The sequence below is a fragment of the Microbacterium sp. DT81.1 genome (assembly GCF_049844955.1).
Classification (GTDB): Bacteria; Actinomycetota; Actinomycetes; order Actinomycetales; family Microbacteriaceae; genus Microbacterium.
Genome location: NZ_JBNCMA010000008.1, coordinates 138,818 through 162,010, shown reverse-complemented (window position 1 = coordinate 162,010; position 23,193 = coordinate 138,818). Strand labels below are relative to the sequence as shown.

At 66.8% G+C, this 23,193-nt stretch carries 29 protein-coding genes; all 29 read right to left on the bottom strand.

What is annotated here, in order from left to right; all coding sequences use genetic code 11:
- Positions 1-39: 39 nt before the first annotated feature.
- Complete coding sequence (locus tag ACLQ2Q_RS19945; protein WP_425823171.1) at positions 40-723, bottom strand: DsbA family protein; 684 nt, start codon at positions 721-723, stop codon at positions 40-42.
- Between the two features lie 61 nt (positions 724-784).
- Positions 785-1,615, bottom strand: a complete 831-nt coding sequence (gene map, locus ACLQ2Q_RS19940) for a type I methionyl aminopeptidase (RefSeq protein WP_425823169.1) — start codon at positions 1,613-1,615, stop codon at positions 785-787.
- Position 1,616: 1 nt separating this feature from the next.
- Positions 1,617-2,258, bottom strand: coding sequence for an adenylate kinase (locus ACLQ2Q_RS19935; protein WP_425823167.1), 642 nt, complete (start codon positions 2,256-2,258; stop codon positions 1,617-1,619).
- Positions 2,255-3,577 carry a preprotein translocase subunit SecY gene (gene secY, locus ACLQ2Q_RS19930; RefSeq protein ID WP_425823165.1) on the bottom strand — a complete coding sequence of 441 codons (1,323 nt, stop codon included), beginning with the start codon at positions 3,575-3,577 and terminating at the stop codon, positions 2,255-2,257. The genes ACLQ2Q_RS19935 and secY overlap by 4 nt, the downstream gene beginning before the upstream one ends.
- 96 nt (positions 3,578-3,673) lie before the next feature.
- Positions 3,674-4,312: a 50S ribosomal protein L15 gene (gene rplO / locus ACLQ2Q_RS19925; protein WP_425823163.1), complete on the bottom strand. Its 639-nt coding sequence runs from the start codon at positions 4,310-4,312 to the stop codon at positions 3,674-3,676.
- Positions 4,312-4,497: a 50S ribosomal protein L30 gene (rpmD, locus tag ACLQ2Q_RS19920; RefSeq protein ID WP_325484776.1), complete on the bottom strand. Its 186-nt coding sequence runs from the start codon at positions 4,495-4,497 to the stop codon at positions 4,312-4,314. The genes rplO and rpmD overlap by 1 nt, the downstream gene beginning before the upstream one ends.
- Positions 4,497-5,165, bottom strand: coding sequence for a 30S ribosomal protein S5 (gene rpsE, locus ACLQ2Q_RS19915; RefSeq protein WP_425823161.1), 669 nt, complete (start codon positions 5,163-5,165; stop codon positions 4,497-4,499). The genes rpmD and rpsE overlap by 1 nt, the downstream gene beginning before the upstream one ends.
- Positions 5,166-5,203: 38 nt before the next feature.
- A complete protein-coding gene (gene rplR, locus ACLQ2Q_RS19910; protein ID WP_425823159.1) occupies positions 5,204-5,563 on the bottom strand; it encodes a 50S ribosomal protein L18 in 360 nt (119 codons plus the stop codon).
- Positions 5,564-5,565: 2 nt separating this feature from the next.
- Positions 5,566-6,102 (bottom strand): 50S ribosomal protein L6, encoded by a 537-nt coding sequence (gene rplF / locus ACLQ2Q_RS19905; RefSeq protein ID WP_425823157.1) that lies wholly within the window; start codon positions 6,100-6,102, stop codon positions 5,566-5,568.
- A 6-nt stretch (positions 6,103-6,108) separates the two neighbouring features.
- Complete coding sequence (rpsH, locus tag ACLQ2Q_RS19900) at positions 6,109-6,507, bottom strand: 30S ribosomal protein S8 (RefSeq protein ID WP_325484772.1); 399 nt, start codon at positions 6,505-6,507, stop codon at positions 6,109-6,111.
- A gap of 85 nt (positions 6,508-6,592) precedes the next feature.
- Entirely contained in the window at positions 6,593-7,183 is a 591-nt protein-coding gene (gene rplE / locus ACLQ2Q_RS19895; protein ID WP_425823154.1) for a 50S ribosomal protein L5, read from the bottom strand.
- Positions 7,183-7,542 (bottom strand): 50S ribosomal protein L24, encoded by a 360-nt coding sequence (gene rplX / locus ACLQ2Q_RS19890; protein ID WP_425823152.1) that lies wholly within the window; start codon positions 7,540-7,542, stop codon positions 7,183-7,185. The genes rplE and rplX overlap by 1 nt, the downstream gene beginning before the upstream one ends.
- 2 nt (positions 7,543-7,544) lie before the next feature.
- Positions 7,545-7,913, bottom strand: a complete 369-nt coding sequence (gene rplN, locus ACLQ2Q_RS19885; protein ID WP_325484769.1) for a 50S ribosomal protein L14 — start codon at positions 7,911-7,913, stop codon at positions 7,545-7,547.
- A gap of 31 nt (positions 7,914-7,944) precedes the next feature.
- A complete protein-coding gene (gene rpsQ / locus ACLQ2Q_RS19880) occupies positions 7,945-8,301 on the bottom strand; it encodes a 30S ribosomal protein S17 (RefSeq protein ID WP_425823150.1) in 357 nt (118 codons plus the stop codon).
- Positions 8,301-8,612 carry a 50S ribosomal protein L29 gene (gene rpmC / locus ACLQ2Q_RS19875; protein ID WP_425823148.1) on the bottom strand — a complete coding sequence of 104 codons (312 nt, stop codon included), beginning with the start codon at positions 8,610-8,612 and terminating at the stop codon, positions 8,301-8,303. Before rpmC ends, rpsQ begins: the two co-directional genes overlap by 1 nt.
- The gene (gene rplP, locus ACLQ2Q_RS19870; protein WP_425823146.1) at positions 8,612-9,031 is read right to left on the bottom strand and encodes a 50S ribosomal protein L16; all 420 of its coding nucleotides are present in this window, start codon (positions 9,029-9,031) and stop codon (positions 8,612-8,614) included. The genes rpmC and rplP overlap by 1 nt, the downstream gene beginning before the upstream one ends.
- Positions 9,031-9,801, bottom strand: coding sequence for a 30S ribosomal protein S3 (gene rpsC, locus ACLQ2Q_RS19865; RefSeq protein ID WP_425823144.1), 771 nt, complete (start codon positions 9,799-9,801; stop codon positions 9,031-9,033). The genes rplP and rpsC overlap by 1 nt, the downstream gene beginning before the upstream one ends.
- On the bottom strand, positions 9,801-10,223 hold the full coding sequence (rplV, locus tag ACLQ2Q_RS19860) for a 50S ribosomal protein L22 (RefSeq protein ID WP_425823142.1): 423 nt from the start codon (positions 10,221-10,223) through the stop codon (positions 9,801-9,803). Before rplV ends, rpsC begins: the two co-directional genes overlap by 1 nt.
- Before the next feature lie 21 nt (positions 10,224-10,244).
- Positions 10,245-10,526, bottom strand: a complete 282-nt coding sequence (gene rpsS, locus ACLQ2Q_RS19855) for a 30S ribosomal protein S19 (protein WP_325484763.1) — start codon at positions 10,524-10,526, stop codon at positions 10,245-10,247.
- 12 nt (positions 10,527-10,538) lie between these two features.
- Positions 10,539-11,378 carry a 50S ribosomal protein L2 gene (rplB, locus tag ACLQ2Q_RS19850; RefSeq protein WP_425823139.1) on the bottom strand — a complete coding sequence of 280 codons (840 nt, stop codon included), beginning with the start codon at positions 11,376-11,378 and terminating at the stop codon, positions 10,539-10,541.
- A gap of 23 nt (positions 11,379-11,401) precedes the next feature.
- Positions 11,402-11,722, bottom strand: coding sequence for a 50S ribosomal protein L23 (rplW, locus tag ACLQ2Q_RS19845; protein ID WP_425823137.1), 321 nt, complete (start codon positions 11,720-11,722; stop codon positions 11,402-11,404).
- The gene (rplD, locus tag ACLQ2Q_RS19840) at positions 11,719-12,381 is read right to left on the bottom strand and encodes a 50S ribosomal protein L4 (protein ID WP_425823135.1); all 663 of its coding nucleotides are present in this window, start codon (positions 12,379-12,381) and stop codon (positions 11,719-11,721) included. The genes rplW and rplD overlap by 4 nt, the downstream gene beginning before the upstream one ends.
- Before the next feature lie 3 nt (positions 12,382-12,384).
- Positions 12,385-13,044, bottom strand: a complete 660-nt coding sequence (gene rplC, locus ACLQ2Q_RS19835; protein WP_425823133.1) for a 50S ribosomal protein L3 — start codon at positions 13,042-13,044, stop codon at positions 12,385-12,387.
- Between the two features lie 8 nt (positions 13,045-13,052).
- The gene (rpsJ, locus tag ACLQ2Q_RS19830; protein ID WP_030147986.1) at positions 13,053-13,361 is read right to left on the bottom strand and encodes a 30S ribosomal protein S10; all 309 of its coding nucleotides are present in this window, start codon (positions 13,359-13,361) and stop codon (positions 13,053-13,055) included.
- Between the two features lie 467 nt (positions 13,362-13,828).
- Complete coding sequence (locus tag ACLQ2Q_RS19825; RefSeq protein ID WP_425823131.1) at positions 13,829-18,499, bottom strand: hypothetical protein; 4,671 nt, start codon at positions 18,497-18,499, stop codon at positions 13,829-13,831.
- A 207-nt stretch (positions 18,500-18,706) separates the two neighbouring features.
- Entirely contained in the window at positions 18,707-19,900 is a 1,194-nt protein-coding gene (tuf, locus tag ACLQ2Q_RS19820) for an elongation factor Tu (protein ID WP_425823129.1), read from the bottom strand.
- A 155-nt stretch (positions 19,901-20,055) separates the two neighbouring features.
- Positions 20,056-22,170 (bottom strand): elongation factor G, encoded by a 2,115-nt coding sequence (fusA, locus tag ACLQ2Q_RS19815; RefSeq protein ID WP_425823127.1) that lies wholly within the window; start codon positions 22,168-22,170, stop codon positions 20,056-20,058.
- Positions 22,171-22,324: 154 nt separating this feature from the next.
- Positions 22,325-22,795 (bottom strand): 30S ribosomal protein S7, encoded by a 471-nt coding sequence (rpsG, locus tag ACLQ2Q_RS19810; protein ID WP_425823125.1) that lies wholly within the window; start codon positions 22,793-22,795, stop codon positions 22,325-22,327.
- Positions 22,796-22,800: 5 nt separating this feature from the next.
- Positions 22,801-23,169 carry a 30S ribosomal protein S12 gene (gene rpsL, locus ACLQ2Q_RS19805; RefSeq protein WP_029145644.1) on the bottom strand — a complete coding sequence of 123 codons (369 nt, stop codon included), beginning with the start codon at positions 23,167-23,169 and terminating at the stop codon, positions 22,801-22,803.
- Between the last annotated feature and the right edge of the window lie 24 nt (positions 23,170-23,193).

Genomic DNA, 23,193 nt, shown 5'->3' with positions numbered 1-23,193 from the left:
GTGTCGCCGAGTTCGCCGGCGTGGATGTCTCGCCCGGCGTCAGCCCTGAAGGCGGGCGACGAGATCCGCCTGCGGGTCGCCGGTGAGGGTGAGCACCTCGTCGTTCAGCACGACCGTCGGAGTGCCGATGCTCTGGGCGCCGGGCGCCACGGGTGTCAGCGGCGTCATGTCGGTGACGTATTTCGAGTACGTGCCGTCGTTCACGCACGCGTCGATGTCGGTGACCCCGACGCCGTCGGCGATCGCCAGGATCTCCTCGTTGCTCAGTCCGGGCGTCGTCTCGGGCGGCTGGTTCTCGTACATCGCCTTCATGAAGGGCAGCGACGCATCCGCGTCGGCCACCGCCACGCAGTACATGGCGTTGGCGGCGCGCGTCGAGAACTGGGTGCCCTGCGACGCGCGGTCGAGGATCGATATGGGGTGGATGTCGAGGGTGATGGTGCCGTCCTCGATGAGCCCGTCGATGGCGGGTCCGTAGGTCTGCTCGAAGCTGTTGCAGATCGGGCACATGAAGTCGATGTAGGTGGCGAGAGTGTCCGGCCCGTCGCCCACGTGGATCGCCCCGGTCTCGGAGTCGATGTTCGACGCCGACGGCGCTTCGCCGGGCGCCGTCGCCTGGTTGTTCACCACGGCCACGACGATGCCGACGACGACCAGCACCACCACCACGGCCACGCTCACCCAGATCGCGAACCAGTTCGTCTTGCGTCCGTTGGCTGCCATCGCTATCCGACCTTCGCTCTGCTGTTCAAGGCGTTCATTCTCGCCGCCGTCGTCTCGGCCATCACTGGATGGGAGCCGGAACGACACCGAACTGCGCCAGCCCCGCTGCCCCGCCGTCGGGCGCCGTCAGCACCCATATCCCGCCATCGTGCACGGCCACGCTGTGCTCCCAGTGGGAGCCGACGGATCCATCGACGGTCGAGACCGTCCAGTCGTCGTCCTCCACGAACGTCGCGTCGCTTCCGGCGACGACCATGGGCTCGATCGCGAGCACGAGGCCCGGCCGCACCTCCGGCCCCGGATCGGAGACCCGGTAGTTGAACACGGACGGGGATTCGTGCATCTTGCGGCCGATGCCGTGGCCGACATACTCGCGCAGGATGCCGTAGGTGCCCGGCTGATCCTCGATGTAGCCCTGCACGGCGGCACCGACATCCGCCACGTTCGCCGCCGATGCCAGCGAGGCGATGCCCGCCCAGAGCGACCCCTCGGTCACGCGGGAGAGCTCGCGCCGCTCCGCGACCAGTTCGGGCCGCGTCGGGTCATCGAGCACGAAGGTCACCGCCGAGTCGCCGTTCCAGCCGGCGAACTCCGCCCCGCAGTCGATCGAGACGATGTCGCCCGCCTCAAGAGCGCGGTCGCCCGGGATCCCGTGCACCACCTGCTCGTTGATCGAGGCGCAGATGGTGTGGCGGTAGCCGCGCACGAGCTGGAAGTTCGACCGAGCGCCCCGGCCGGTGATGACGGCGGATGCCGCGGCATCCAGTTCGATCGTCGTCACGCCGGGGGCGACCAGCGCGCGCACCGCGTCCAGCGCGGCGGCGGTGATCAGGCCGGGTTCGACCATCGACCGCAACTGGGCGGGCGACTTGTAGATCGAGCGACGGAGCACGTCAGGCGGCGGCCCGGCGGACGAGCCCGCGGGCCTCGAGCGCCGCGATGATCCGCGTCGTGATGTCATCGAGCGAGCCGACGCCGTCGACGGTATCGACGATCCCCTGCTCGCGGTAGACCGCGAGGATGGGGGCGGTCTCCCGCTCGTAGATATCGAGCCGGCGCGCGATCGCGGCCTCGGAGTCATCGGTGCGGCCCTGCTCCGCGGCGCGGAGCTTGAGGCGCTCGATGCTCTCCTCGCGAGGCACGGCCAGTTCGATCACGGCATCCAGTGCGTCGCCCCGCCCGGCGAGGAAGTCCTCGAGGTGACCGACCTGCGTGGTGTTGCGAGGGTAGCCGTCGAGGAGGAAGCCGTGCGCCGCGTCGTCCCGCGACAGGCGATCGCGCACGATCTCGCTGGTCAGCTCGTCGGGGACGAGGTCTCCCCCGTCCACGATCTCCTTGACCTGCTTGCCCAGGGGGGTTCCTTCCGCGATGTTCGAGCGGAAGACATCGCCGGTGGAGACCACCGGGATGCCGAACTCCTCCGCGATGCGGACACCCTGGGTTCCCTTGCCGGAGCCCTGCGGCCCGACGATCAGGAGCCTGGCGGCCGTCGGGGCCTTGACCTGCCCGGGTTGCTGAGCCTGCCGAACCGTCATCGCAGGAGGCCTTCGTAGTGCCGTTGCTGAAGCTGGGCGTCGATCTGCTTCACGGTCTCGAGGCCGACGCCGACGATGATCAGGATGGACGCCCCGCCGAACGGGAAGTTCTGGTTCGCGCCCACCGCTGCCAGCGCGATGAGCGGGAGCAGGGCGATGAGGCCGAGGTAGATCGAGCCGGGCAGCGTGATGCGGGTGAGCACGTAGTCGAGGTACTCGGCCGTGGGACGACCAGCACGGATGCCGGGGATGAACCCGCCGTACTTCTTCATGTTGTCGGCGACCTCGACCGGGTTGAACGTGATCGCGACGTAGAAGTAGGTGAAGCCGATGATGAGCAGGAAGTACACCGCCATGTACACGGGCGAGTCGCCCGTGGTGAGGTACTGCGACACCCACGTGACCCATCCGGCCGGCTGCTCACCTGGCTGCGGCTGGTTGAACTGCGCCAGCAGGGCCGGGATGTACAGCAGGGACGAGGCGAAGATGACGGGCACGACGCCGGCCATGTTCACCTTGATCGGGATGTACGTGTTGGTGCCGCCGTAGGTGCGGCGGCCGACCATGCGCTTGGCGTACTGCACCGGGATGCGGCGCTGCGACTGCTCGACGTAGACCACGAGCGCAACGACGACGATGCCGACGGCGAGCACGAGGAGGAAGACCTCGAAGCCGCGGGCGGCCCAGATGGCGCCCATGGCACCGGGGAAGGTGGCGGCGATCGACGTGAAGATGAGGAGCGACATGCCGTTGCCGATGCCGCGCTCGGTGACGAGCTCGGCGAACCACATGATCAGGCCCGTGCCGGCGGTCAGCGTGATGATCATGAGCAGCTGCGCCCACCACACGTCGTTGGTGAGCAGCTGATCGCACGCGGGGATGCCGGTGTTGCCGAACAGCTGGCCGCTGCGGGCGACGGTGACGAGCGTCGTCGACTGCAGGAGCGCCAGCGCGATCGTGAGGTAACGGGTGTACTGCGTCAGACGCGACTGGCCCGCCTGACCCTCCCGATAGAGGGTCTCGAAGTGCGGGATGACCACGCGCAGCAGCTGCGTGATGATCGTCGCCGTGATGTAGGGCATGACGCCCAGAGCGAAGATCGAGAGTTGGAGAAGCGCGCCACCCGAGAACAGGTTGACGAGTGAGAGCAGACCATCGGTGGTCGAGCTGGCGCCGATGCACTCCTGCACGTTCGGGAAGTCCACGAACGGAGCCGGGACGTGCGCGCCCAGTCGGTACAGGGCGATGATCGCCAGAGTGAAACCGATCTTCCGACGGAGGTCCGGGGTGCGGAAGATCCGCGCGATAGCGCTAAACAAAAACGTGCCTCCTGACGGACGAGCGGGTGGCTCTCTGAGCGGCCGGAGTTTCGCACTCCGGCCGCTCAGGAAGCTTCACGGGATTCACCCGAAAGCTCAGCCTACTGAGCCCCCAGCTGCCACGATCTTCTGCTCGGCAGAGCCGGAGACCTTGTCAACTGCGACATTCAGCTTAACTGCGATGTCTCCGGTACCGAGAACCTTGACCTTCTCGTTCTTGCGAACGGCGCCCTTGGCCACCAGGTCGCCGACGGTCACGTCGCCGCCCTGCGGGTAGAGCTCGGCCAGCTTCTCGAGGTTGACGACCTGGTACTCGACGCGGAACGGGTTCTTGAACCCGCGCAGCTTCGGGGTGCGCATGTGCAGCGGCATCTGCCCACCCTCGAAGCCGACCCGCACCGTGTTGCGGGCCTTCGTGCCCTTGGTGCCACGGCCGGCGGTCTTGCCCTTGGAGCCCTCACCGCGACCCACGCGGGTCTTGGCGGTGTTGGCACCGGGGACGGGACGCAGGTGGTGGACCTTCAGCACGCCGGGGCGCGCCACGGGGGCGTCGCCCTTCTTCGCCGCGTCCTTCTTGGCGGGGGCCTTCTCGGCCTTGTCCGCGCTGTCGGCCTTGGCGGCCGGCTCCTTGGCTGGCGCCTTGTCGGCGGCCTTCTCCGAAGCCTTCTTGGCGGTCGCCTTGGGGGCCTTCTCCTCCGCCGGGACGGCGGTCTTCTTCTCAGCCTTGTCGGCCATTAGTCGATCTCCTCAACCTTCACGAGGTGGGCGACGGTCTTGACGTAACCGCGCGTCTGCGCGTCGTCGGGACGGACGACCGAGTCGCCGATCCGCTTGAGACCGAGGCTGCGCAGCGTGTCGCGCTGGTTCTGCTTCTCACTCACCTTGGACTTGATCTGCGTGACCTTCAGACGGTCAGCCATCAGGCACCTACCTTCTGGGCGGCAGCGGCGACAGCGTCGGCCTCCGCGCGAACGAGACGCGGCGGTGCGACCTGGTCGAACTCGAGACCGCGACGAGCGGCGACCGCACGGGGCTCCTCGAGCTGCTTCAGGGCGTCGACCGTCGCGTGCACGATGTTGATCGTGTTCGACGAACCGAGCGACTTCGAGAGCACGTCGTGGATGCCGGCGCACTCGAGCACGGCGCGGACCGGACCACCGGCGATGACACCGGTACCGGCGGCGGCGGGGCGCAGCAGCACCACACCGGCGGCGGCCTCACCCTGCACGGGGTGCGGGATGGTCACGCCGACGCGGGGCACGCGGAAGAAGTTGCGCTTGGCCTCTTCGACACCCTTCGAGATCGCGAGGGGAACCTCGCGAGCCTTTCCGTAGCCCACCCCGACGACGCCGTTTCCGTCGCCGACGACGACGAGTGCGGTGAAGCTGAAGCGACGACCGCCCTTGACGACCTTCGAGACGCGGTTGATGGTGACGACGCGCTCCAGGAACTGGCTCTTGTCGGCGTCTCGCGAACCGCGGTCGCGGTTCGGGTTGCGCTCGCGACCACCGCGGCGGGGCTCGCGCTCCGGCTGGGTCTCGGCTGCGGCCTGCGCCTCGGGCGCAGTCTGCTCGGCAGTGCCTGCCACTTCTGTCTCTCCGTTGCTCACGTTATCCACTGCTCCACTCACAGGTTCAGCCCCCCTTCGCGGGCGCCGTCGGCGATCGCCGCGACACGTCCCGCGTAGCGGTTGCCACCGCGGTCGAACACGACATCCGAGATGCCGGCGGCCTTCGCACGCTCGGCGACGAGCTCGCCGACCTTGCGGGCCTTTGCGGTCTTGTCACCGTCGAACGAACGCAGGTCCGCTTCGAGGGTGGACGCCGATGCCAGGGTGAACCCCTTGGCGTCGTCGACCAGCTGGACGAACACGTGACGCGCGGAGCGGGTCACGACGAGACGCGGACGCGCATCGGTGCCGACGACCTTCTTGCGAAGGCGTGCGTGGCGACGCGAACGAGCGTCGGACTTCGACTTGACAGCCATGGTTACTTACCACTCTTTCCGGCCTTGCGACGAACGACCTCGCCGGCGTACCGCACACCCTTGCCCTTGTAGGGCTCGGGCTTGCGGATCTTGCGGATGTTCGCGGCCGCCTCGCCGACGGCCTGCTTGTCGATGCCACTCACGGTCAGGCGGTTGTTGCCCTCGACCGTGAAGCTGATGCCCGCGGGCGGGTCGACGAGCACGGGGTGCGAGAAGCCGAGGGCGAACTCGACCGAGCTGCCCCTCTGGGCCACACGGTAACCGGTGCCGACGACCTCGAGGCCCTTGGTGTAGCCCTGGGTGACGCCGATGATGTTGTTGTTGATGAGCGTGCGGGTGAGGCCGTGCAGCGAACGCGACTCGCGCTCGTCGTCGGGACGGGTGACGAGCACCTGGCCCTCTTCGACCTTCACCTCGATGGGGCTGGCAACGGTGAGCGCGAGCTCACCCTTGGGGCCCTTGACCGCCACATCCTGACCCTCGACCGACACGGTGACGCCGGCGGGGATGTCGATGGGAAGACGTCCGATACGAGACATGGCTGACTACCACACGTAGGCGAGGACTTCCCCACCTACGCCCTTCTGCTCGGCCTGACGGTCGGTGAGAAGACCGGAGGAGGTGGACAGGATGGCGACGCCGAGGCCTCCGAGAACACGGGGGATCTCGGTCGAACGTGCGTACACGCGCAGGCCGGGCTTCGAGACGCGCTTGATGCCGGCGATCGACCGCTCGCGGTTCGGGCCGTACTTGAGCGTCAGGGTGAGGCTCTGGCCGACACGGGCGTCTTCGACGGCCCAATCGGCGATGTAGCCCTCACGCTTGAGGATCTCGGCGATGTGCGACTTGAGCTTGCTCGACGGCATGTTCACGGAGTCGTGATGCGCCGAGTTCGCGTTGCGCAGACGGGTCAGCATGTCTGCGACCGGGTCTGTCATTGTCATGGTTCTATCCTTCGTTCACCAGGTTTCGACGGCCTTTCCGAGGCCGGCGACCTGTGGTGGTGGGTGCCTTGCGGCGGGTGTGCGACTACGCCTGGGCGTCGTCGCTGCGGAACGGGAAGCCGATGTGACGAAGAAGCGCGCGGCCCTCGTCATCCGTCTTCGCGGTCGTGACGATCGTGATGTCGAAACCACGGACCCGGTCGATCTTGTCCTGGTCGATCTCGTGGAAGACCGCCTGCTCCTGCAGACCGAACGTGTAGTTGCCATTGCCGTCGAACTGCTTCGGCGACAGGCCACGGAAGTCGCGGATGCGCGGCAGCGCCAGCGAGGTCAGACGGTCCAGGAACTCCCACGCGCGGTCGCCGCGAAGCGTGACGTGCGCGCCGATGGGCTGACCCTCGCGGAGCTTGAACTGGGCGATCGACTTGCGGGCCTTGGTCACGACGGGCTTCTGGCCCGTGATCTTGGTCAGGTCGTCGACGGCGCCATCGATCACCTTGCCATCGCGGGCAGCCTCACCGACACCGGTGTTGACGACGACCTTGACGATGCCGGGGATCTGGTTGACGTTGACGTACCCGAACTCGTCCTGCAGCTTCTGCTGGATCTCGGCCCGGTACTTCTGCTTCAGGCGCGGCTGGATCTTGCCAGCCGGCGCGGCAGTCGTGGTGCTCATTACAGGTCCTTACCTGACTTCTTGGCGTAGCGAACGCGAACGGTGCGCTTCACGCCGTCCTTCGTCTTCTCCTCGACGCGGTGGCCGACGCGGGTCGGCTTCTTGGTCGAGGGGTCCACGAGCTGGACGTTGGAGATGTGGATCGGGGCTTCGAAGGTCTCGATGCCGCCGGTCTTGGTGCCGCGCTGGGTCTGGCCGACGCGGGTGTGCTTGGTGACGTAGTTGACGCCCTCGACGAGAACGCGGTTCTGCTCGGTCAGGACCTCGAGGACCTTGCCCTGCTTGCCGCGGTCGCCGCCGCGCTCGGGCTTCGCGCCCGAGATGACCTGAACGAGGTCACCCTTCTTGATTTTCGCCATGACTAGATGACCTCCGGTGCCAGCGAGACGATCTTCATGAACTTCTTGTCACGAAGCTCGCGGCCGACCGGTCCGAAGATGCGGGTGCCGCGGGGCTCCCCGTCGTTCTTCAGGATCACGGCGGCGTTCTCGTCGAACTTGATGTACGAGCCGTCGGGACGACGTGTCTCCTTGACGGTGCGGACGATGACGGCCTTGACCACATCGCCCTTCTTGACGTTGCCGCCGGGGATCGCGTCCTTGACCGTTGCGACGATGGTGTCACCGAGACCGGCGTAGCGGCGGTGTGAACCACCGAGCACGCGGATGGTGAGCAGCTCCTTCGCGCCGGTGTTGTCGGCGACCTTGATGCGGGATTCCTGCTGAATCACTTCTACTCCTTAAGGGCAAGCGGGCCGGGGCCTACTTGGCCTTCTCCAGGACCTCGACGAGGCGCCAGCGCTTGGTGGCGCTCAGCGGACGCGTCTCGTTGATGAGCACGAGGTCGCCGATGCCGGCGGTGTTCTGCTCGTCGTGCGCCTTGACCTTCGACGTGCGACGGATGACCTTGCCGTAGAGAGGGTGCTTCACGCGGTCCTCGACCTCGACGACGATCGTCTTGTCCATCTTGTCGCTCACGACGTAGCCGCGGCGGGCCTTGCGGTACCCGCGGGCGCTCACGTCGCGCACGTCGTGGGCGGCCGACTCATGACCGGACTCGACGACGGGCGCCTCGACGCTCTCGGCGGCCGCAGCCTTCTTCTCAGTGGTCTCAGCCATCACTCGGCCTCTTCCTTCACGGCCTCGTCGGCATCCGCCTTCTTGGCCTTCGTCTTCTTCGCCTTCGTCGCCGTCTCCACGGGGGCGGGCGTGGCACGGATGCCGAGCTCGCGCTCACGGATGACGGTGTAGAGCCGCGCGATGTCGCGCTTGACGGCGCGGATGCGGCCGTGGCTCTCGAGCTGGCCGGTGGCCGACTGGAAGCGCAGGTTGAACAGCTCTTCCTTGGCCTTGCGCAGCTCCTCGACGAGGCGCTGGTCTTCGAACGTGTCGAGCTCGCTCGGGGCGAGCTGCTTGGTGCCGATCGCCATTACGCGTCGCCCTCCTCGCGCTTGATGATGCGTGCCTTCAGGGGCAGCTTGTGAATGGCACGGGTGAGGGCCTCACGAGCGAGTTCCTCGTTGACGCCAGCGACCTCGAAGAGGACGCGACCCGGCTTGACGTTTGCGACCCACCACTCCGGCGAACCCTTACCGGAACCCATGCGGGTCTCGGCCGGCTTCTTGGTGAGCGGACGGTCGGGGTAGATGTTGATCCACACCTTTCCACCGCGCTTGATGTGACGCGTCATCGCGATACGAGCGGACTCGATCTGACGGTTCGTCACGTAAGCGGGCGTGAGGGCCTGGATGCCGAACTCACCGAAGCTGACCTCGGTGCCACCGGTCGCCTGACCTGAACGGCCGGGGTGGTGCTGCTTGCGGTACTTGACCTTGCGGGGGATCAGCATTACGCCGGCGCTCCTTCTGCCACGGGGGCCTCGTTGCGGGGGCCGCGCGGGGGACGACGGTCGCCGCGGTCGCCACGGTCGTCACGACCGCGGGACTTCGGCGCGTTGGCCTGCTCGCGCGCGAGCTCCTTGTTGGTGAGGTCGCCCTTGTAGATCCAGACCTTCACGCCGATGCGGCCGAAGGTGGTCTTCGCCTCGTAGAAGCCGTAGTCGATGTTCGCGCGCAGCGTGTGCAGAGGCACACGACCCTCGCGGTAGAACTCGGAGCGGCTCATCTCGGCGCCGCCGAGGCGGCCGGAGACCTGGATGCGGACGCCCTTGGCGCCTGCGCGCTGAGCACCCTGCAGGCCCTTGCGCATCGCGCGGCGGAACGCCACGCGGGCGCTGAGCTGCTCGGCGATGCCCTGGGCTACGAGCTGGGCGTCGGCCTCGGGATTCTTGACCTCGAGGATGTTCAGCTGGATCTGCTTGCCGCTGAGCTTCTCGAGGTCGGCGCGGATACGCTCGGCCTCGGCTCCACGACGACCGATCACGATGCCCGGGCGGGCGGTGTGGATGTCGACGCGGACGCGGTCGCGGGTGCGCTCGATCTCGATGTTGCTGACGCCGGCGCGGTCAAGCGTCGTCTGCAGCAGCTTGCGGATCTTGATGTCCTCGGCGACGTAGTCGGCGTAGCGCTGTCCGGGCTTCGTCGAGTCCGAGAACCACCGCGACACGTGGTCAGTGGTGATGCCGAGGCGGAAGCCGTACGGGTTTACCTTCTGTCCCATTACTTGCTCGCCTTCTTGGTCTTGGTGCCTGCGGCTGCTGAGCTTGTCGACCCTTCGACAAGCTCAGGGACCGAAGGTGTTGCCAGCACGACCGTGATGTGGCTCGTGCGCTTCTTGATCTGGAACGCGCGACCCTGTGCGCGGGGGCGGAAACGCTTGAGCGTCGTGCCCTCGTCGACGTAGACGTTCGCGATGAAGAGATCGCGCTCGTCCAGGTACTCGCTGTCCTTATCGGCCTTCACCCGTGCGTTCGCGATCGCGGACTCGACGAGCTTGTAGATCGGCTCGCTCGCGGACTGCGGCGCGAACTTCAGGATCGCCAGTGCTTCCTGGGCCTGCTTGCCCTTGATGAGCGCGATGACACGACGAGCCTTCTGAGGGGTCACGCGGATGTGTCGCACTCGTGCGATGGACTCCACCATTTCTCTCTCCTCCTCGGTCGCCTAGCGGCGACGGCCCTTCTTGTCGTCCTTCTCGTGGCCGCGGAAGGTGCGGGTGGGCGCGAACTCGCCCAGTTTGTGGCCGACCATGGTCTCGGTCACGAACACGGGGATGTGCTTGCGCCCGTCGTGCACGGCGATCGTGTGACCCAGCATGGCCGGGATGATCATCGAGCGACGTGACCAGGTCTTGATGACGTTCTTGGATCCCGCCTCGTTCTGCGTGACTACCTTGCGAAGCAGGTGGTCATCGACGAAGGGGCCCTTCTTGAGACTGCGTGGCATCTTCCTCTACTCCTACTTGCGCTTCTTGCCGGCGGTACGGCGACGCACGATGTACTGGTCGCTTTCCTTGTTGGCGTGACGGGTGCGGCCTTCCTTCTGGCCCCAGGGGGTGACGGGGTGACGTCCCCCGGACGTCTTGCCCTCACCGCCACCGTGCGGGTGGTCGACCGGGTTCATGGCGACACCGCGGACGGTCGGGCGGATGCCCTTCCAGCGGTTGCGGCCGGCCTTGCCCCAGTTGATGTTCGACTGCTCGGCGTTGCCGACCTCGCCGATCGTCGCGCGGCAGCGGGCATCCACGTTGCGGATCTCGCCCGAGGGGAGGCGCAGCTGCGCGTACGGGCCGTCCTTCGCCACGAGGCGAACCGACGCACCGGCCGAGCGGGCCATCTTGGCGCCGCCGCCGGGGCGGAGCTCGATCGCGTGGATCACGGTACCCGTGGGGATGTTGCGCAGCGGCAAGTTGTTGCCCGGCTTGATGTCGGCGCCGGAACCCGACTCGACGACATCGCCCTGCGACAGCTTGTTCGGCGCGAGGATGTAGCGCTTCTCGCCGTCGGCGTAGTGCAGGAGCGCGATGCGCGCGGTGCGGTTGGGGTCGTACTCGATGTGAGCGACCTTGGCGTCGATGCCGTCCTTGTCGTTGCGACGGAAGTCGATGACACGGTACTGGCGCTTGTGGCCACCGCCGATGTGGCGCGTGGTGATGCGGCCCTGGTTGTTGCGGCCACCGGTCTTCGGCAGCGGGCGCAGCAGCGACTTCTCAGGCGTCGATCGTGTGATCTCGGCGAAGTCAGCCACCGACGAACCGCGGCGACCCGGGGTCGTGGGCTTGTACTTGCGAATAGCCATTGTTTAGTCCTTCGTCCCGACCGTCAGCCGACTGCCGTGAAGATGTCGATGGTTCCCGAGCGGAGTGTCACGATCGCGCGCTTGGTGTCCTTGCGCTTTCCCGTGCCGAAGCGGGTGCGGCGGGCCTTGCCGACGCGGTTGATCGTGTTGACCGACGCGACCTTGACCCCGAAGATCTTCTCGATGGCGAGCTTGATCTCGGTCTTGGTGGCGCGGGGGTCCACGAGGAACGTGTACTTGCCCTCGTCGATGAGCCCGTAGCTCTTCTCGGACACGACCGGCTTCAGGATGACGTCGCGCGGGTCCTTGTTGAGAGCCGTGTGCAGGACGGAGTCGGTGCTCATTCGGAGACCTCCTGGCTGGTGACGGCCTTCGATGCGACGAACGCGTCGAAAGCGGCCTTGGTGAAGACGATGTCGTCCGAGACGAGCACGTCGTAGGCGTTGAGCTGGTCGAAGGGCAGCACGTGCACGTACGAGAGGTTGCGAACGCTCTTGACGGTGATCTCGTCGCCCCGGTCGATGACCACGAGAACGCGCTTGGTGGCGCCGACGCCGGCGAGGAACGTGGCCGCCGCCTTGGTAGAGGGAGCGTTCTCGATGCCGAACGAATCGACGATGTGCAGACGCTCGCCGCGGGCCCGGTCGCTGAGCGCGCCGCGCAGGGCGGCCGCGATCATCTTCTTGGGGGTGCGCTGCGAGTAGTCGCGCGGCTTGGGACCGTGGACGATGCCACCGCCGGTCATGTGCGGCGCGCGGATGGAGCCCTGACGGGCGTTACCCGTGCCCTTCTGCTTGAAGGGCTTGCGGCCGGCACCGGAGACCTCGCCGCGACGCTTGGTCGAGTGCGTGCCCTGGCGAGCCGCCGCGCGCTGCGCGACGACGACCTGGTGGATCAGCGGGATGTTCGTCTTGGCGTCGAACACCGCGGCGGGGAGCTCTACCGAGCCCGCCTTCTTGCCGTCGGTGCCGCGGACGTCAAGCGCAAGAGTCTGGTCAGCCATGGACTAGGCCCCCTTCACTGCGTTGCGGACGTAGACGATGCGGCCACGCGCACCGGGGACGGCGCCCTTGACGAGCAGCAGACCCTTCTCGGCGTCGACGGCGTGCACCGTGAGGTTGAGGACGGTGACGCGCTCGCCACCCATGCGGCCGGCCATGCGCATGCCCTTGAAGACGCGGCTCGGCGTCGACGAGGCACCGATGGAACCGGGCTTGCGGTGGTTGCGGTGCGAACCGTGCGACGCCGAGACGCCCTTGAAGTTGTGGCGCTTCATGACACCGGCGGTGCCCTTGCCCTTGCTCGTGCCGACGACGTCGACGAGCTGGCCGGCCTCGAACGTGGCGTCGACCGTGAGCTCCTGGCCGAGCGTGTACTCAGCGGCATCCGCGGTGCGGATCTCGGTGAGGTGACGACGGGGGGTCACGCCGGCTGCCTCGAAGTGGGCGGTCTGCGGCTTGTTCACCTTGCGCGGGTCGATCTGGCCGTACGCGATCTGCACCGCGTTGTAGCCGTCCTTCTCGGGCGTACGGATCTGCGTGACCACGTTCGGTGCGAGTTCGATGACGGTGACGGGAACGAGCTTGCCGTTCTCGTTCCACACCTGGGTCATGCCGAGTTTGGTGCCCAGCAGTCCCTTGGAGATCTTGGAGTTGATGTCAACCATGCCGAACCTCAGAGCTTGATCTCGATGTTGACATCGGCCGGGAGGTCGAGGCGCATCAGCGAGTCGACAGCCTTGGGCGTCGGGTCGACGATGTCGATCAGACGCTTGTGGGTGCGCATCTCGAAGTGCTCGCGGCTGTCCTTGTACTTGTGGGGCGACCGGATGACGCACACGACGTTCTTCTCGGTCGGAAGCGGCACGGGACCGACGACGGTCGCGCCCGCACGGGTCACGGTGTCGACGATTTTGCGCGCCGACGAATCGATGACCTCGTGGTCATACGACTTCAGGCGAATGCGGATCTTCTGTCCCGCCATTGTCTGCTCTCTCTCTTCTCGCGTCATACCGGCCCGGTCCTCCGACAAGCTCGGGACTTCGGGGGCATCGGACGCATGGTGGCGCTCGCGCGCCAGTGCACTCGTTTGCTGCACCACTGTTCTGCTGTCAATCCGAGCGCCGCGGGGCTCTCGGCAACCGGCTCCCCCGCACGCGGAAGTCTCTCCCGGAAGGAGGGTGTCAGTTGTGGCTTTGTTCTTGCTGCCCGCGGCCTAGGACCTCGCGCTCTCGCGCCGCCTATGCACTGCCCTGGCAGTGATCCGGTACACGCCGCGCTTGCACAGCACAGCGGCCACCGGAATGTGGAACCTGTCTAGTTTGCCATGCGCAGAACCACCATGCAAACCCGGGCGTGTCGCGACGGCGTGTTGCGGGGCAAGCTCACAGGATCGCACAGCCGGTGCGCGAAAGGGCGGTCGCCGTGCGGCGACCGCCCCTTCGACGTCACTCACTCACCGAGCAGCGAACCCGTGTCCGGTCGTCCTCGCCTTGTGCGCGACACGACCAGTGCGCTCAGTCCTGCCAGGAGCGCGAGGATGCCGAACGTCACCAGCGGAATCGACACCCCACCACCCGTCGCCGGCAGGCCGCCGAGCGTGACCACGGCATCGTCCGTGTCCCGTCCCGGGTCTCCGGGATCCCCGAATGTGTAGTAGTCCACGACGCCGACATTCGTGACGACCATCGCCGCCGAACCCGGGTTCACGGTGGCCGCCAGCGTGATCGTCGGCGCCGCCGACGTGCCCAAGCCGGCACCAGCGGGCTGCAGCACCCCGAACAGCTCGCACCTGAGCGTTCCGCCGTAGCCGAAGGCGCTCTGCCCCGTCACCCCGCACGTCGACCAGTTCGGGAACGCAGTCGCACTGCCCTCTCCCGGCCATGAGACGTCGGTGATCTTCACATCCGCTGGAATGGCGTCCGTGATGACGACGCCTTCGGCTGCCGAGTCATCGCTGACGTTCTGGGCCGCCAGGGTGTAGGTGAACGACTTGCCGGGGTCGGTGCTCTTCACGCTGGCTGTCTTCTCGACCTGCACCTCGGTGTGCCGCGCGACGAAGCACTCCGGCGTCGCATCGGGGTATTCGACCTCGAACGTCATCTCGGGGTTGACCGAGATGGTCGCCGTGGTCGGGTTGCGCCAGGCGTAGTTGAGCTCCGACGGGTCGAGGATGAGGCCGTTGAAGACGTTGTCCGCTCTCTCCTGCGGCGTCATCGGCAGCCCGGTCCCCGGCATGTAGAAGTTCAGCGGGCTGGACCCGGGAATCACGTCGGAGATTTCGATGGGTCGCCAGCCCGGGTAGTCGAGGCTCACCCCCGACGGGGTGAACGCCGTTCCGACCCATTCGATCTCGTCGCTCCACGTGTTTGCGGTGTCGGGCTGCTCGATCAGCACCTGCGCGGGATCCGTGTCCGCCGGCGCGGGATTGCCCGGCGTACCCGGCGTCCAAAGGAAGGTGAACGCCTCGTCCGACAGGGCGGCCGACTTGGATGCGACCCAGCCGAGCAGCGGCGCATCGCCCACGCAGCGCGTGTAGAGCACGACCGCGATATCGCGGACCGGGATCTCCAGGTCGGCACAGTCGTTCGTCGGATCGCCGTCGAAGTCGGCCTCCACGCACGCCGTGTTCGTGAGGCTTTCCAGCGGGTCGAGCGGCTCGGGGATCGCGTCAGGATCGGTTCCCGACGGAACCACCGGGGGGGCGTCAGCGGCCAGGAAGGTCACGGAGACGGTGATGGTCGCCGAAGCCCCGGGAGCGAGCGAGTCGATCGTCAGATCGACGACGTTGCCCGCATAGCCGGGAAGGGGACCCCAGGTGAGGGCCGGAGTCACCGTCAGACCGGTGATCTCGAGGCGATCGTTGAGGTCGTCGTCCGTGACCCGCACGTTGGTTGCGGCGCGGGATCCGTTGTTCGTGACGGTCAGGACATAGTCGAACGAGTCTCCGGGCTCCACCGAGCCGCCCGCCGGCAGGCCGGTCGCCGTCTTCACGATGCCGACGTCGTCGAAGAAGTCATCGTTGACGAATCGGTACACCGCTTGGTTCAGCGGGCCGACGGTGACCTGCCAGTCGCCGTCGGCGTCCTGCTGGGGATACAGCGCCGGGTCCGCGTTGGCCACCACGTCGACCCACACTCCGCCCACGAACTGCTGCAGCTCCGCGAACTCGTACCCCGTGACGTCCGACTCGGTGAGCGTGTACACGTGGTTCGGTCGGACCTGGAACGTGCTGGCCGCAACCGGCGTCTCCGACCCGACGACCGTCGACGCGGTGAGACCCGTCAGCGGCGCGGGCGTGCCCGTCAGATCCCATGCGCTCGCGGACTCCGTCCCGCCGTCGTCGTTCACGACGTTCTTGAGGAGCGTCAGCGAGGCGGTCTGGTTCACGAACGTGCAGGCCACGCGGTAGCCGAGCGGCACGTTCACGCCGCCGTTGATGCCGTCGGAGTAGCCGCTGTTCGGGAACGGCGTGCCGTCCGCGTTGACGCGGATGCACGTCGCCGAGCCAGTCGAGAGCGGGTTCGACTGGAGGGATGTCCGGTTGTCCGTCTGCACGTAGCGCGGGTCGCCGCCGTCCTCGAAAAGCTGGTAGCGCGCGTTCGGCGTGACATCATCGGTCGTACCCGTAGGTCCGTCGAATCCGGGCAGGGCCGGGGCCGGAACGGGCGCATCGGCCAGGAACTGCGCATTCAGCGTCCAGCTATCTGGAGTTGCTGCGCCGCCCTGAACCTGCTTCACGAGCGTGAGAGTGCTGCGGCACACGACCGTGTTCGTGATGGTTGCAGTGTTCTGCCCGGCGGACAGGATCAACTGATACCCGGCACCCAGCGGACTGTTGGTAGCAGCTCCATTGACATTGGTCACCGTCGCGCTGTTCGTGCACATGGTCGGGTCAACAAGGCCCACGGGCTGCAGCTCGGAGATCGTGGCGGTGTCACCCTGCTCGTACCCGGTGCGGGTGACGCCCCACCCCTGGTCGGTCGCGCCGGCGGCACCCGGTCCCGTCAGCTGGAGCTGCGCGGAGAAGTCGCTGGGCTGAGCGCCGTTGGCGTAGGGGACTCCGTTGATGATCCAGTTCTTGTCGACGGTGAGGTCCGCGGGTGGAACAGGTGCACGGTTGTAAACCGTGCAGCTCACCGCTACGGAGCTCGGCACGTTCACCGTGAACCCGAGAGCTCCGGTATTGGTCACGGGTACGGGGGTGTTCGGGTCGGCCGTGATGTTGAGACACGTGGCGTTGAACCCGCCGACTGGCTGGAGGGTGAAGCCCGTCTGCTGCGCTTCCGCCACTGTGAGCGAGCCGCTGGTGACACCGCCCGCGAAGGTGAGCGGGAAGTTCACCGCCCCGGTGCCGTCCGCCGTCGTCGTCTGCACCGGCGCCGGCGTCGTGACGCCCGCGGTGTTGCTGGCGGTCGTGAACTCCCATCCTGCGCCTGCCGCGACCGCACCGTCGATGCTCCCTGCGGGGGCCGTGCTCGGAACGATCTGCTTCGTGACGGTCAGGGTGCCCTCGCAGTTGCCGAGGGCCAGATCGCGCAGCGCCTCGCCGGCGGCCGGGTAGTCCGTGGTCTGGAAGTAGTCAGCGTCGTTGACGTTCGTCCCGTTGTAGGCGGTCGGGCCGGAGATCGCCCGCAGGTTCAGCGCGGTCGACGTCCCCGTGGCCCCAGCGCCCACGCCGAAGGCGAGCACCCGCGTCGGCGCGGGCGCTGCGTCGGGGCCCTGCTTCAACCCGTTTGCGGAGAAGATGCCGTTCTCGATCTCGCGGAAGCGGTTGCCACCGAGACCCTGCGCGGGCTGGTTGTAGGCGGTGGGGTTGCCGTCGGTGATGACCACGGCGAGGTCGAAGTCGTTCACGGGGCTGTTCGCCGCGTCTGCTGCTCCAAGCCCCCGGTCCCAGTTGGTGTAGCCGCTCGCGGTCCATGCTGCGTAGCGGTTCTTGAAGTTCGTCGCCTGATCCGCCGTCGACACCGAGGTGAGGGCGGGGTAGTTCTGGGTGGCGCCGATCGCGGGAGTCGCCGTCGAGAACGAGAACAGGGCCATCCGCGAGGGTGTGCCCTGCAGCGCGTCCACGAAGGTGTCAGCCGCCTGCTTCAGCTGCGGGAGTGTTGGTGCGACGGATCCCGACAGGTCGAGGATCAGCGCGACGTTGATACCGCACGACTGCGCGATGGTGGGGTTGACGCGGGACTGCTGCCAGATGCCACCGGATGCGGTCGGAGTGGCACCCGAGGACAGCATGAAGTCGTTCGCGTCCTGGGAGGAATAGACGTTGTTCGCACGAAGCTGCTGGCCGGTGCGGAACTGGTACGGCGTCGCGGTTCCGGCGCCCGAAGCGTCGCCCGTGCGAAGGACCGGGTTGGCGAAATAGCCGGCTGGTACGCCCGATTGGACGACCCAGTAGCGAGCGTCGCGATTGACGCCTGCGGGGTTGCCACCCCCGGCGGCCTGCGTGTTCGGAACGCTGAACGAGCAGTCGCCCTGCGCGTCCGAGGTGCACTTGGCCCACCCGTCAGCCACGCCGGCCACGCCGTCCGGCCGAGTCCCGCTCGGAGAAGCGGTGCCGGTGTTCAGCAGCAGCACGACCCCTGCGAGCGGGGTGACTCCGGTGATACCCGTGCGGTCGGATCCGACCTTCACGGTGATGACGGCTGTCGTCGGACCGGGGTCCGGAACAGTCAGGATTCCGACGTCGGGCTCGTCAGCGGCGTCCAGAGTCGTCGCATCCGATGCGTCGGACTGGATCGGGGCGGGTGTGGCGGCGGGGTCACCGGCCGGCGCGGTCGCGTCGTCGGCGGGCGTCGTGGCGTCCTCGACGGGCGGAGCCGTCTCCTCGACAGGGGCGGGGCTCTCGGCCGGCGGTGCCGCCTCGTCGGCCGGGGGGCTCGACTCCTCCGGCGCAGGCGTGGGCGCGGACGAGTCGGTGGGAGCCGGCGACGGAACCTCGTCGGCCACCGCGGGCGCGGTCACGCCGCCGAACAGGAGCGCGGCCGTGACCATCGTGGCGATCCCACCCGCAAACCACCGATGACGGACCACCAGCTCACGGTCCCTGGTGCGGCGCTGCCGCAACCCCTTGCGCGTCGAATCGGAGGAACCCTGAACGCCGTTGCTACTGGCCATGAAAACGCCACTCTCGCCGTCGAAGATGCGCGGTCGCCGGGATCGTGGCGGCCTCGTAATACGTGCATGCACCTGTGAGAAACCTGAGAGGTGACGCGTCTTGCGAATCTATCGCGCCGTCAAGGTTGGGTCAAGATGAGAGTTTTCTCACTGGATACGCCAAAAGGGGCCGGACCATTCGGTCCGACCCCCTCTGAACTGCGGGAACTATTTGATGATCTTCGTCACCGTTCCGGCGCCGACGGTGCGGCCGCCCTCACGGATCGCGAAGCCGAGGCCCTCTTCCATGGCGATCGGCTGGATCAGCTCGACCGTCATGTCGGTGGTGTCGCCGGGCATGACCATCTCGGTGCCCTCGGGCAGCGAGATGACGCCGGTGACGTCCGTGGTGCGGAAGTAGAACTGCGGGCGGTAGTTCGTGTAGAAGGGGTTGTGACGGCCACCCTCCTCCTTGGACAGGATGTACGCCGTGCCCTCGAAGTTGGTGTGGGGCGTGACCGAACCGGGCTTGACGACGACCTGGCCGCGCTCGACGTCGTCACGCTTGGTGCCGCGAAGGAGCAGACCACAGTTCTCGCCGGCCCATGCCTCGTCGAGCTGCTTGTGGAACATCTCGATACCGGTGACGATCGTCTTCTGCGTCGGGCGCAGGCCGACGATCTCGACCTCGGAGTTGATCGCGAGCGTGCCGCGCTCGGCGCGGCCCGTCACGACGGTGCCGCGGCCGGTGATGGTGAAGACGTCCTCGACGGGCATGAGGAACGGCTTGTCCTTGTCACGCACCGGGTCGGGGATCGACTCGTCGACGGCTTCCATCAGCTCGACGATCTTCTCGGTCCACTCGGCGTCGCCCTCGAGCGCCTTCAGGCCCGAGACGCGGACGACGGGGGCGTTGTCGCCGTCGAAGTCCTGGCTCGAGAGCAGCTCGCGAACCTCGAGCTCGACGAGCTCCAGGATCTCCTCGTCGTCGACCATGTCGCTCTTGTTCAGCGCGACGAGCAGGTACGGCACGCCGACCTGCTTGGCGAGCAGAACGTGCTCACGGGTCTGGGCCATCGGGCCGTCGGTGGCGGCGACCACGAGGATCGCGCCGTCCATCTGAGCCGCGCCGGTGATCATGTTCTTGATGTAGTCGGCGTGACCCGGGGCGTCGACGTGCGCGTAGTGGCGCTTCGGCGTCTCGTACTCGACGTGCGAGATGTTGATCGTGATGCCGCGCTGACGCTCTTCCGGAGCCGAGTCGATCGACGCGAAGTCACGCTGCACGTTGGTGGCCGACGGGTACTTGTCGGCGAGCACCTTCGAGATGGCAGCGGTGAGCGTGGTCTTGCCGTGGTCGACGTGACCGATGGTTCCGATGTTTACGTGCGGCTTGGTCCGCTCGAACTTGGCCTTAGCCACTGGGTCCTCCTAGGACATTCGTGTAGATGCTCCGGGCGCTGGATTGCGACCGGTTCTCTACGGGGATTGGTTTCTACTTTAGTAGAGAGAGGTGATGCGAATCTGTGAAGTTGTGGATGCCGGTGCCCACAGCGCGGTGGGCACCGGCGGGAAGGCTATTCGCCCTTGTTCTTCTGGACGATCTCTTCGGCGACGTTCTTGGGAACCTCGGCGTAGCTGTCGAACTCCATCGAGTAGACGGCACGGCCGGAGGTCTTGGAGCGCAGGTCGCCGATGTAGCCGAACATCTCGGAGAGCGGCACATTGGCGCGCACGACCTTGACGCCCGCGGCATCCTCCATGGACTGGATCTGACCGCGACGGCTGTTCAGGTCGCCGATGACGTCGCCCATGTATTCCTCGGGCGTGCGGACCTCGACGGCCATGATCGGCTCGAGGATCACGGGGCTGGCCTTGCGAGCCGCCTCCTTGAAGCCCATGGAGCCGGCGATCTTGAACGCCATCTCGGAGGAGTCGACATCGTGCGCCGCACCGTCGAGCAGGATCGCCTTGACGCCGACCATCGGGTAGCCGGCGAGCACGCCCACGTTCATGGCGTCCTGGAAGCCCTGGTTGATCGAGGGGATGTACTCGCGCGGGATGCGCCCACCCGTAACCTTGTTGTCGAACTCGTACGTCGTCTCGGCGCCGAGGTCCATGGGCTCGAGGGCGAACTGGATCTTCGCGAACTGGCCGGAGCCACCGGTCTGCTTCTTGTGCGTGTAGTCGTGACGGTCGACGATCCTGCGGATCGTCTCGCGGTACGCCACCTGCGGCTTGCCGACGTTCGCCTCGACGCGGAACTCGCGCTTCATGCGGTCCACGAGGATGTCGAGGTGCAGCTCGCCCATGCCCTTGATGACCGTCTGACCGGTGTCCGAGTTCTGCTCGACGCGGAACGTCGGGTCCTCCTCGGCGAGCTTCTGAATCGCGAGACCCAGCTTCTCCTGGTCGGCCTTCGTCTTGGGCTCGATCGCGACCTCGATGACGGGCTCGGGGAACGTCATCGACTCGAGCACGACCTGGTGCTGGGAGTCGGAGAGGGTGTCGCCCGTGGTGGTGTCCTTGAGGCCGATGACCGCGTAGATGTGACCGGCGGTGACCGAGTCGACCGGGTTCTCCTTGTTCGCGTACATCTGGAAGATCTTCCCGATGCGCTCCTTCTTGCTCTTGGTCGAGTTGACGACCTGCGCGCCCGAGTCGAGGTGACCCGAGTAGACGCGGATGTAGGTCAGTCGACCGAAGAAGGGGTGCGTGACGATCTTGAACGCGAGGGCCGTGAACGGCTCTTCGCGGTCGGCGTGACGCGGGATGACGATCTCTTCGTTCTTCGGGTCGTGCGCCTCGATAGCGGGCACGTCCAGTGGCGAAGGCAGGTAGTCGATCACGGCGTCGAGCATCGGCTGCACGCCGCGGTTCTTGAACGCCGAGCCGCAGAGCACCGGGTAGAGCTCGCTGTTCACCGTCATCTTGCGGATGGCGGCCTTGATCTCGGCGACGGTGAGTCCCTCGCCGCCGAAGTGCTTCTCGAGGAGCACCTCGTCGGACTCGGCGACCGTCTCGAGCAGCAGCTCGCGGTACTTGGCGACCACGTCGGCCATGTCGGCCGGGATCTCCTGGATGTCGTACTTGGCGCCCATGGTGACATCACCCTTGGCGTCGCCCGCCCAGACCAGCGCGCGCATCTCGACGAGGTCGACGACGCCGACGAAGTCGTTCTCGGCACCGATCGGCAGCTGGATGACCAGCGGCTTGGCCTTGAGCTTGTTGATGATCGTGTCGACCGTGAAGTAGAAGTCGGCGCCGAGCTTGTCCATCTTGTTGACGAAGCAGATGCGCGGGACGTCGTACTTGTCGGCCTGGCGCCAGACGGTCTCGGACTGGGGCTCGACGCCCTCCTTGCCGTCGAAGACGGCGACGGCACCATCGAGCACACGGAGCGAACGCTCGACCTCGACCGTGAAGTCCACGTGGCCGGGGGTGTCGATGATGTTGATCTGGTTCTTGTCCCAGAAGCACGTGACGGCGGCAGACGTGATCGTGATGCCGCGCTCCTGCTCCTGCTCCATCCAGTCGGTCGTCGACGCACCGTCGTGGGTCTCACCGATCTTGTGGTTGGTGCCGGTGTAGAACAGGATGCGCTCGGTCGTCGTCGTCTTGCCGGCATCGATGTGCGCCATGATGCCGATGTTGCGGACCTTCGTGAGGTCGGTGAGCACGTCTTGTGCCACGGGCGTGTTTCCTTACTTGTGTTGTGCGGATGTCGCGGGGCCCTTCGACGGGCTCAGGGACCTGTTCGGTCGCCACGACCGATTCGGTCGCCGCGACCGATTCGGTCGCACGACCGGTCTCCCGGTCGCTGAGCCCGTCGAAGCGCGGCTGGGATTACCAGCGGTAGTGCGCGAAGGCGCGGTTCGACTCGGCCATCTTGTGGGTGTCCTCACGGCGCTTCACCGCGGCACCCAGGCCGTTGGAGGCATCCAGGATCTCGTTCTGGAGGCGCTCGGTCATCGTCTTCTCACGACGGCCCTTGGCGTAGCTGACGAGCCAGCGCAGGGCGAGCGTGTTGGCGCGGTGAGGCTTGACCTCGACCGGCACCTGGTAGGTCGAGCCACCGACGCGACGGCTGCGCACCTCGAGGGTGGGGCGCACGTTGTCGAGCGCCTTCTTGAGGGTCGCGACGGCGTCCTGGCCGTTCTTCGTCTCGACGCCCTTGAGGGCGGTGTAGACGATCGATTCGGCGAGCGACTTCTTGCCGTCGACGAGGATCTTGTTGACGAGCTGGCTGACGATCGGCGCGCCGTATACCGGGTCGTTTACGACCGGGCGCTTCGGGGCGGGTCCCTTACGAGGCATGTTCCTTAACCCTTCTTCGCGCCGTAGCGGCTGCGAGCCTGCTTACGGTTCTTGACGGCCTGGGTGTCCAGGGCGCCGCGGACGATCTTGTAGCGCACGCCGGGGAGGTCCTTCACACGACCGCCGCGCACGAGCACGAGCGAGTGCTCCTGGAGGTTGTGGCCCTCGCCGGGGATGTACGCGGTGACCTCGGTGCCGTTGCGGAGCTTGACACGGGCGACCTTGCGCATCGCCGAGTTCGGCTTCTTGGGCGTGGTCGTGTACACGCGGGTGCAGACGCCCGCCTGCTGGGGGTTCGACTTCAGGGCGGGCGCCTTGGTCTTGCTGACCTTCGGCGTACGTCCCTTGCGAACCAACTGCTGAATGGTTGGCACGTTCTCTCCTTGTTGTGCTGCACG

Excerpts from the sequence above, each read along its gene's own strand:
- ACLQ2Q_RS19945 (WP_425823171.1), bottom strand. The coding sequence starts at position 723 with ATGGCAGCCAACGGACGCAAGACGAACTGGTTCGCGATCTGGGTGAGC.
- ACLQ2Q_RS19935 (WP_425823167.1), bottom strand. The coding sequence starts at position 2,258 with ATGACGGTTCGGCAGGCTCAGCAACCCGGGCAGGTCAAGGCCCCGACG.
- rplO (WP_425823163.1), bottom strand. The coding sequence starts at position 4,312 with ATGGCCGACAAGGCTGAGAAGAAGACCGCCGTCCCGGCGGAGGAGAAG.
- rpmD (WP_325484776.1), bottom strand. The coding sequence starts at position 4,497 with ATGGCTGACCGTCTGAAGGTCACGCAGATCAAGTCCAAGGTGAGTGAG.
- rplR (WP_425823159.1), bottom strand. The coding sequence starts at position 5,563 with ATGGCTGTCAAGTCGAAGTCCGACGCTCGTTCGCGTCGCCACGCACGC.
- rplF (WP_425823157.1), bottom strand. The coding sequence starts at position 6,102 with ATGTCTCGTATCGGACGTCTTCCCATCGACATCCCCGCCGGCGTCACC.
- rpsH (WP_325484772.1), bottom strand. The coding sequence starts at position 6,507 with ATGACAATGACAGACCCGGTCGCAGACATGCTGACCCGTCTGCGCAAC.
- rplE (WP_425823154.1), bottom strand. The coding sequence starts at position 7,183 with ATGAGCACCACGACTGCCGCGCCGGCTGGCAAGATCCAGCCGCGCCTG.
- rplX (WP_425823152.1), bottom strand. The coding sequence starts at position 7,542 with ATGGCGAAAATCAAGAAGGGTGACCTCGTTCAGGTCATCTCGGGCGCG.
- rpsQ (WP_425823150.1), bottom strand. The coding sequence starts at position 8,301 with ATGGCTGAGACCACTGAGAAGAAGGCTGCGGCCGCCGAGAGCGTCGAG.
- rpmC (WP_425823148.1), bottom strand. The coding sequence starts at position 8,612 with ATGGCGATCGGCACCAAGCAGCTCGCCCCGAGCGAGCTCGACACGTTC.
- rplP (WP_425823146.1), bottom strand. The coding sequence starts at position 9,031 with ATGCTGATCCCCCGCAAGGTCAAGTACCGCAAGCAGCACCACCCCGGC.
- rpsC (WP_425823144.1), bottom strand. The coding sequence starts at position 9,801 with ATGGGACAGAAGGTAAACCCGTACGGCTTCCGCCTCGGCATCACCACT.
- rplV (WP_425823142.1), bottom strand. The coding sequence starts at position 10,223 with ATGGTGGAGTCCATCGCACGAGTGCGACACATCCGCGTGACCCCTCAG.
- rpsS (WP_325484763.1), bottom strand. The coding sequence starts at position 10,526 with ATGCCACGCAGTCTCAAGAAGGGCCCCTTCGTCGATGACCACCTGCTT.
- rplB (WP_425823139.1), bottom strand. The coding sequence starts at position 11,378 with ATGGCTATTCGCAAGTACAAGCCCACGACCCCGGGTCGCCGCGGTTCG.
- rplW (WP_425823137.1), bottom strand. The coding sequence starts at position 11,722 with ATGAGCACCGACTCCGTCCTGCACACGGCTCTCAACAAGGACCCGCGC.
- rplD (WP_425823135.1), bottom strand. The coding sequence starts at position 12,381 with ATGGCTGACCAGACTCTTGCGCTTGACGTCCGCGGCACCGACGGCAAG.
- rplC (WP_425823133.1), bottom strand. The coding sequence starts at position 13,044 with ATGGTTGACATCAACTCCAAGATCTCCAAGGGACTGCTGGGCACCAAA.
- rpsJ (WP_030147986.1), bottom strand. The coding sequence starts at position 13,361 with ATGGCGGGACAGAAGATCCGCATTCGCCTGAAGTCGTATGACCACGAG.
- ACLQ2Q_RS19825 (WP_425823131.1), bottom strand. The coding sequence starts at position 18,499 with ATGGCCAGTAGCAACGGCGTTCAGGGTTCCTCCGATTCGACGCGCAAG.
- rpsG (WP_425823125.1), bottom strand. The coding sequence starts at position 22,795 with ATGCCTCGTAAGGGACCCGCCCCGAAGCGCCCGGTCGTAAACGACCCG.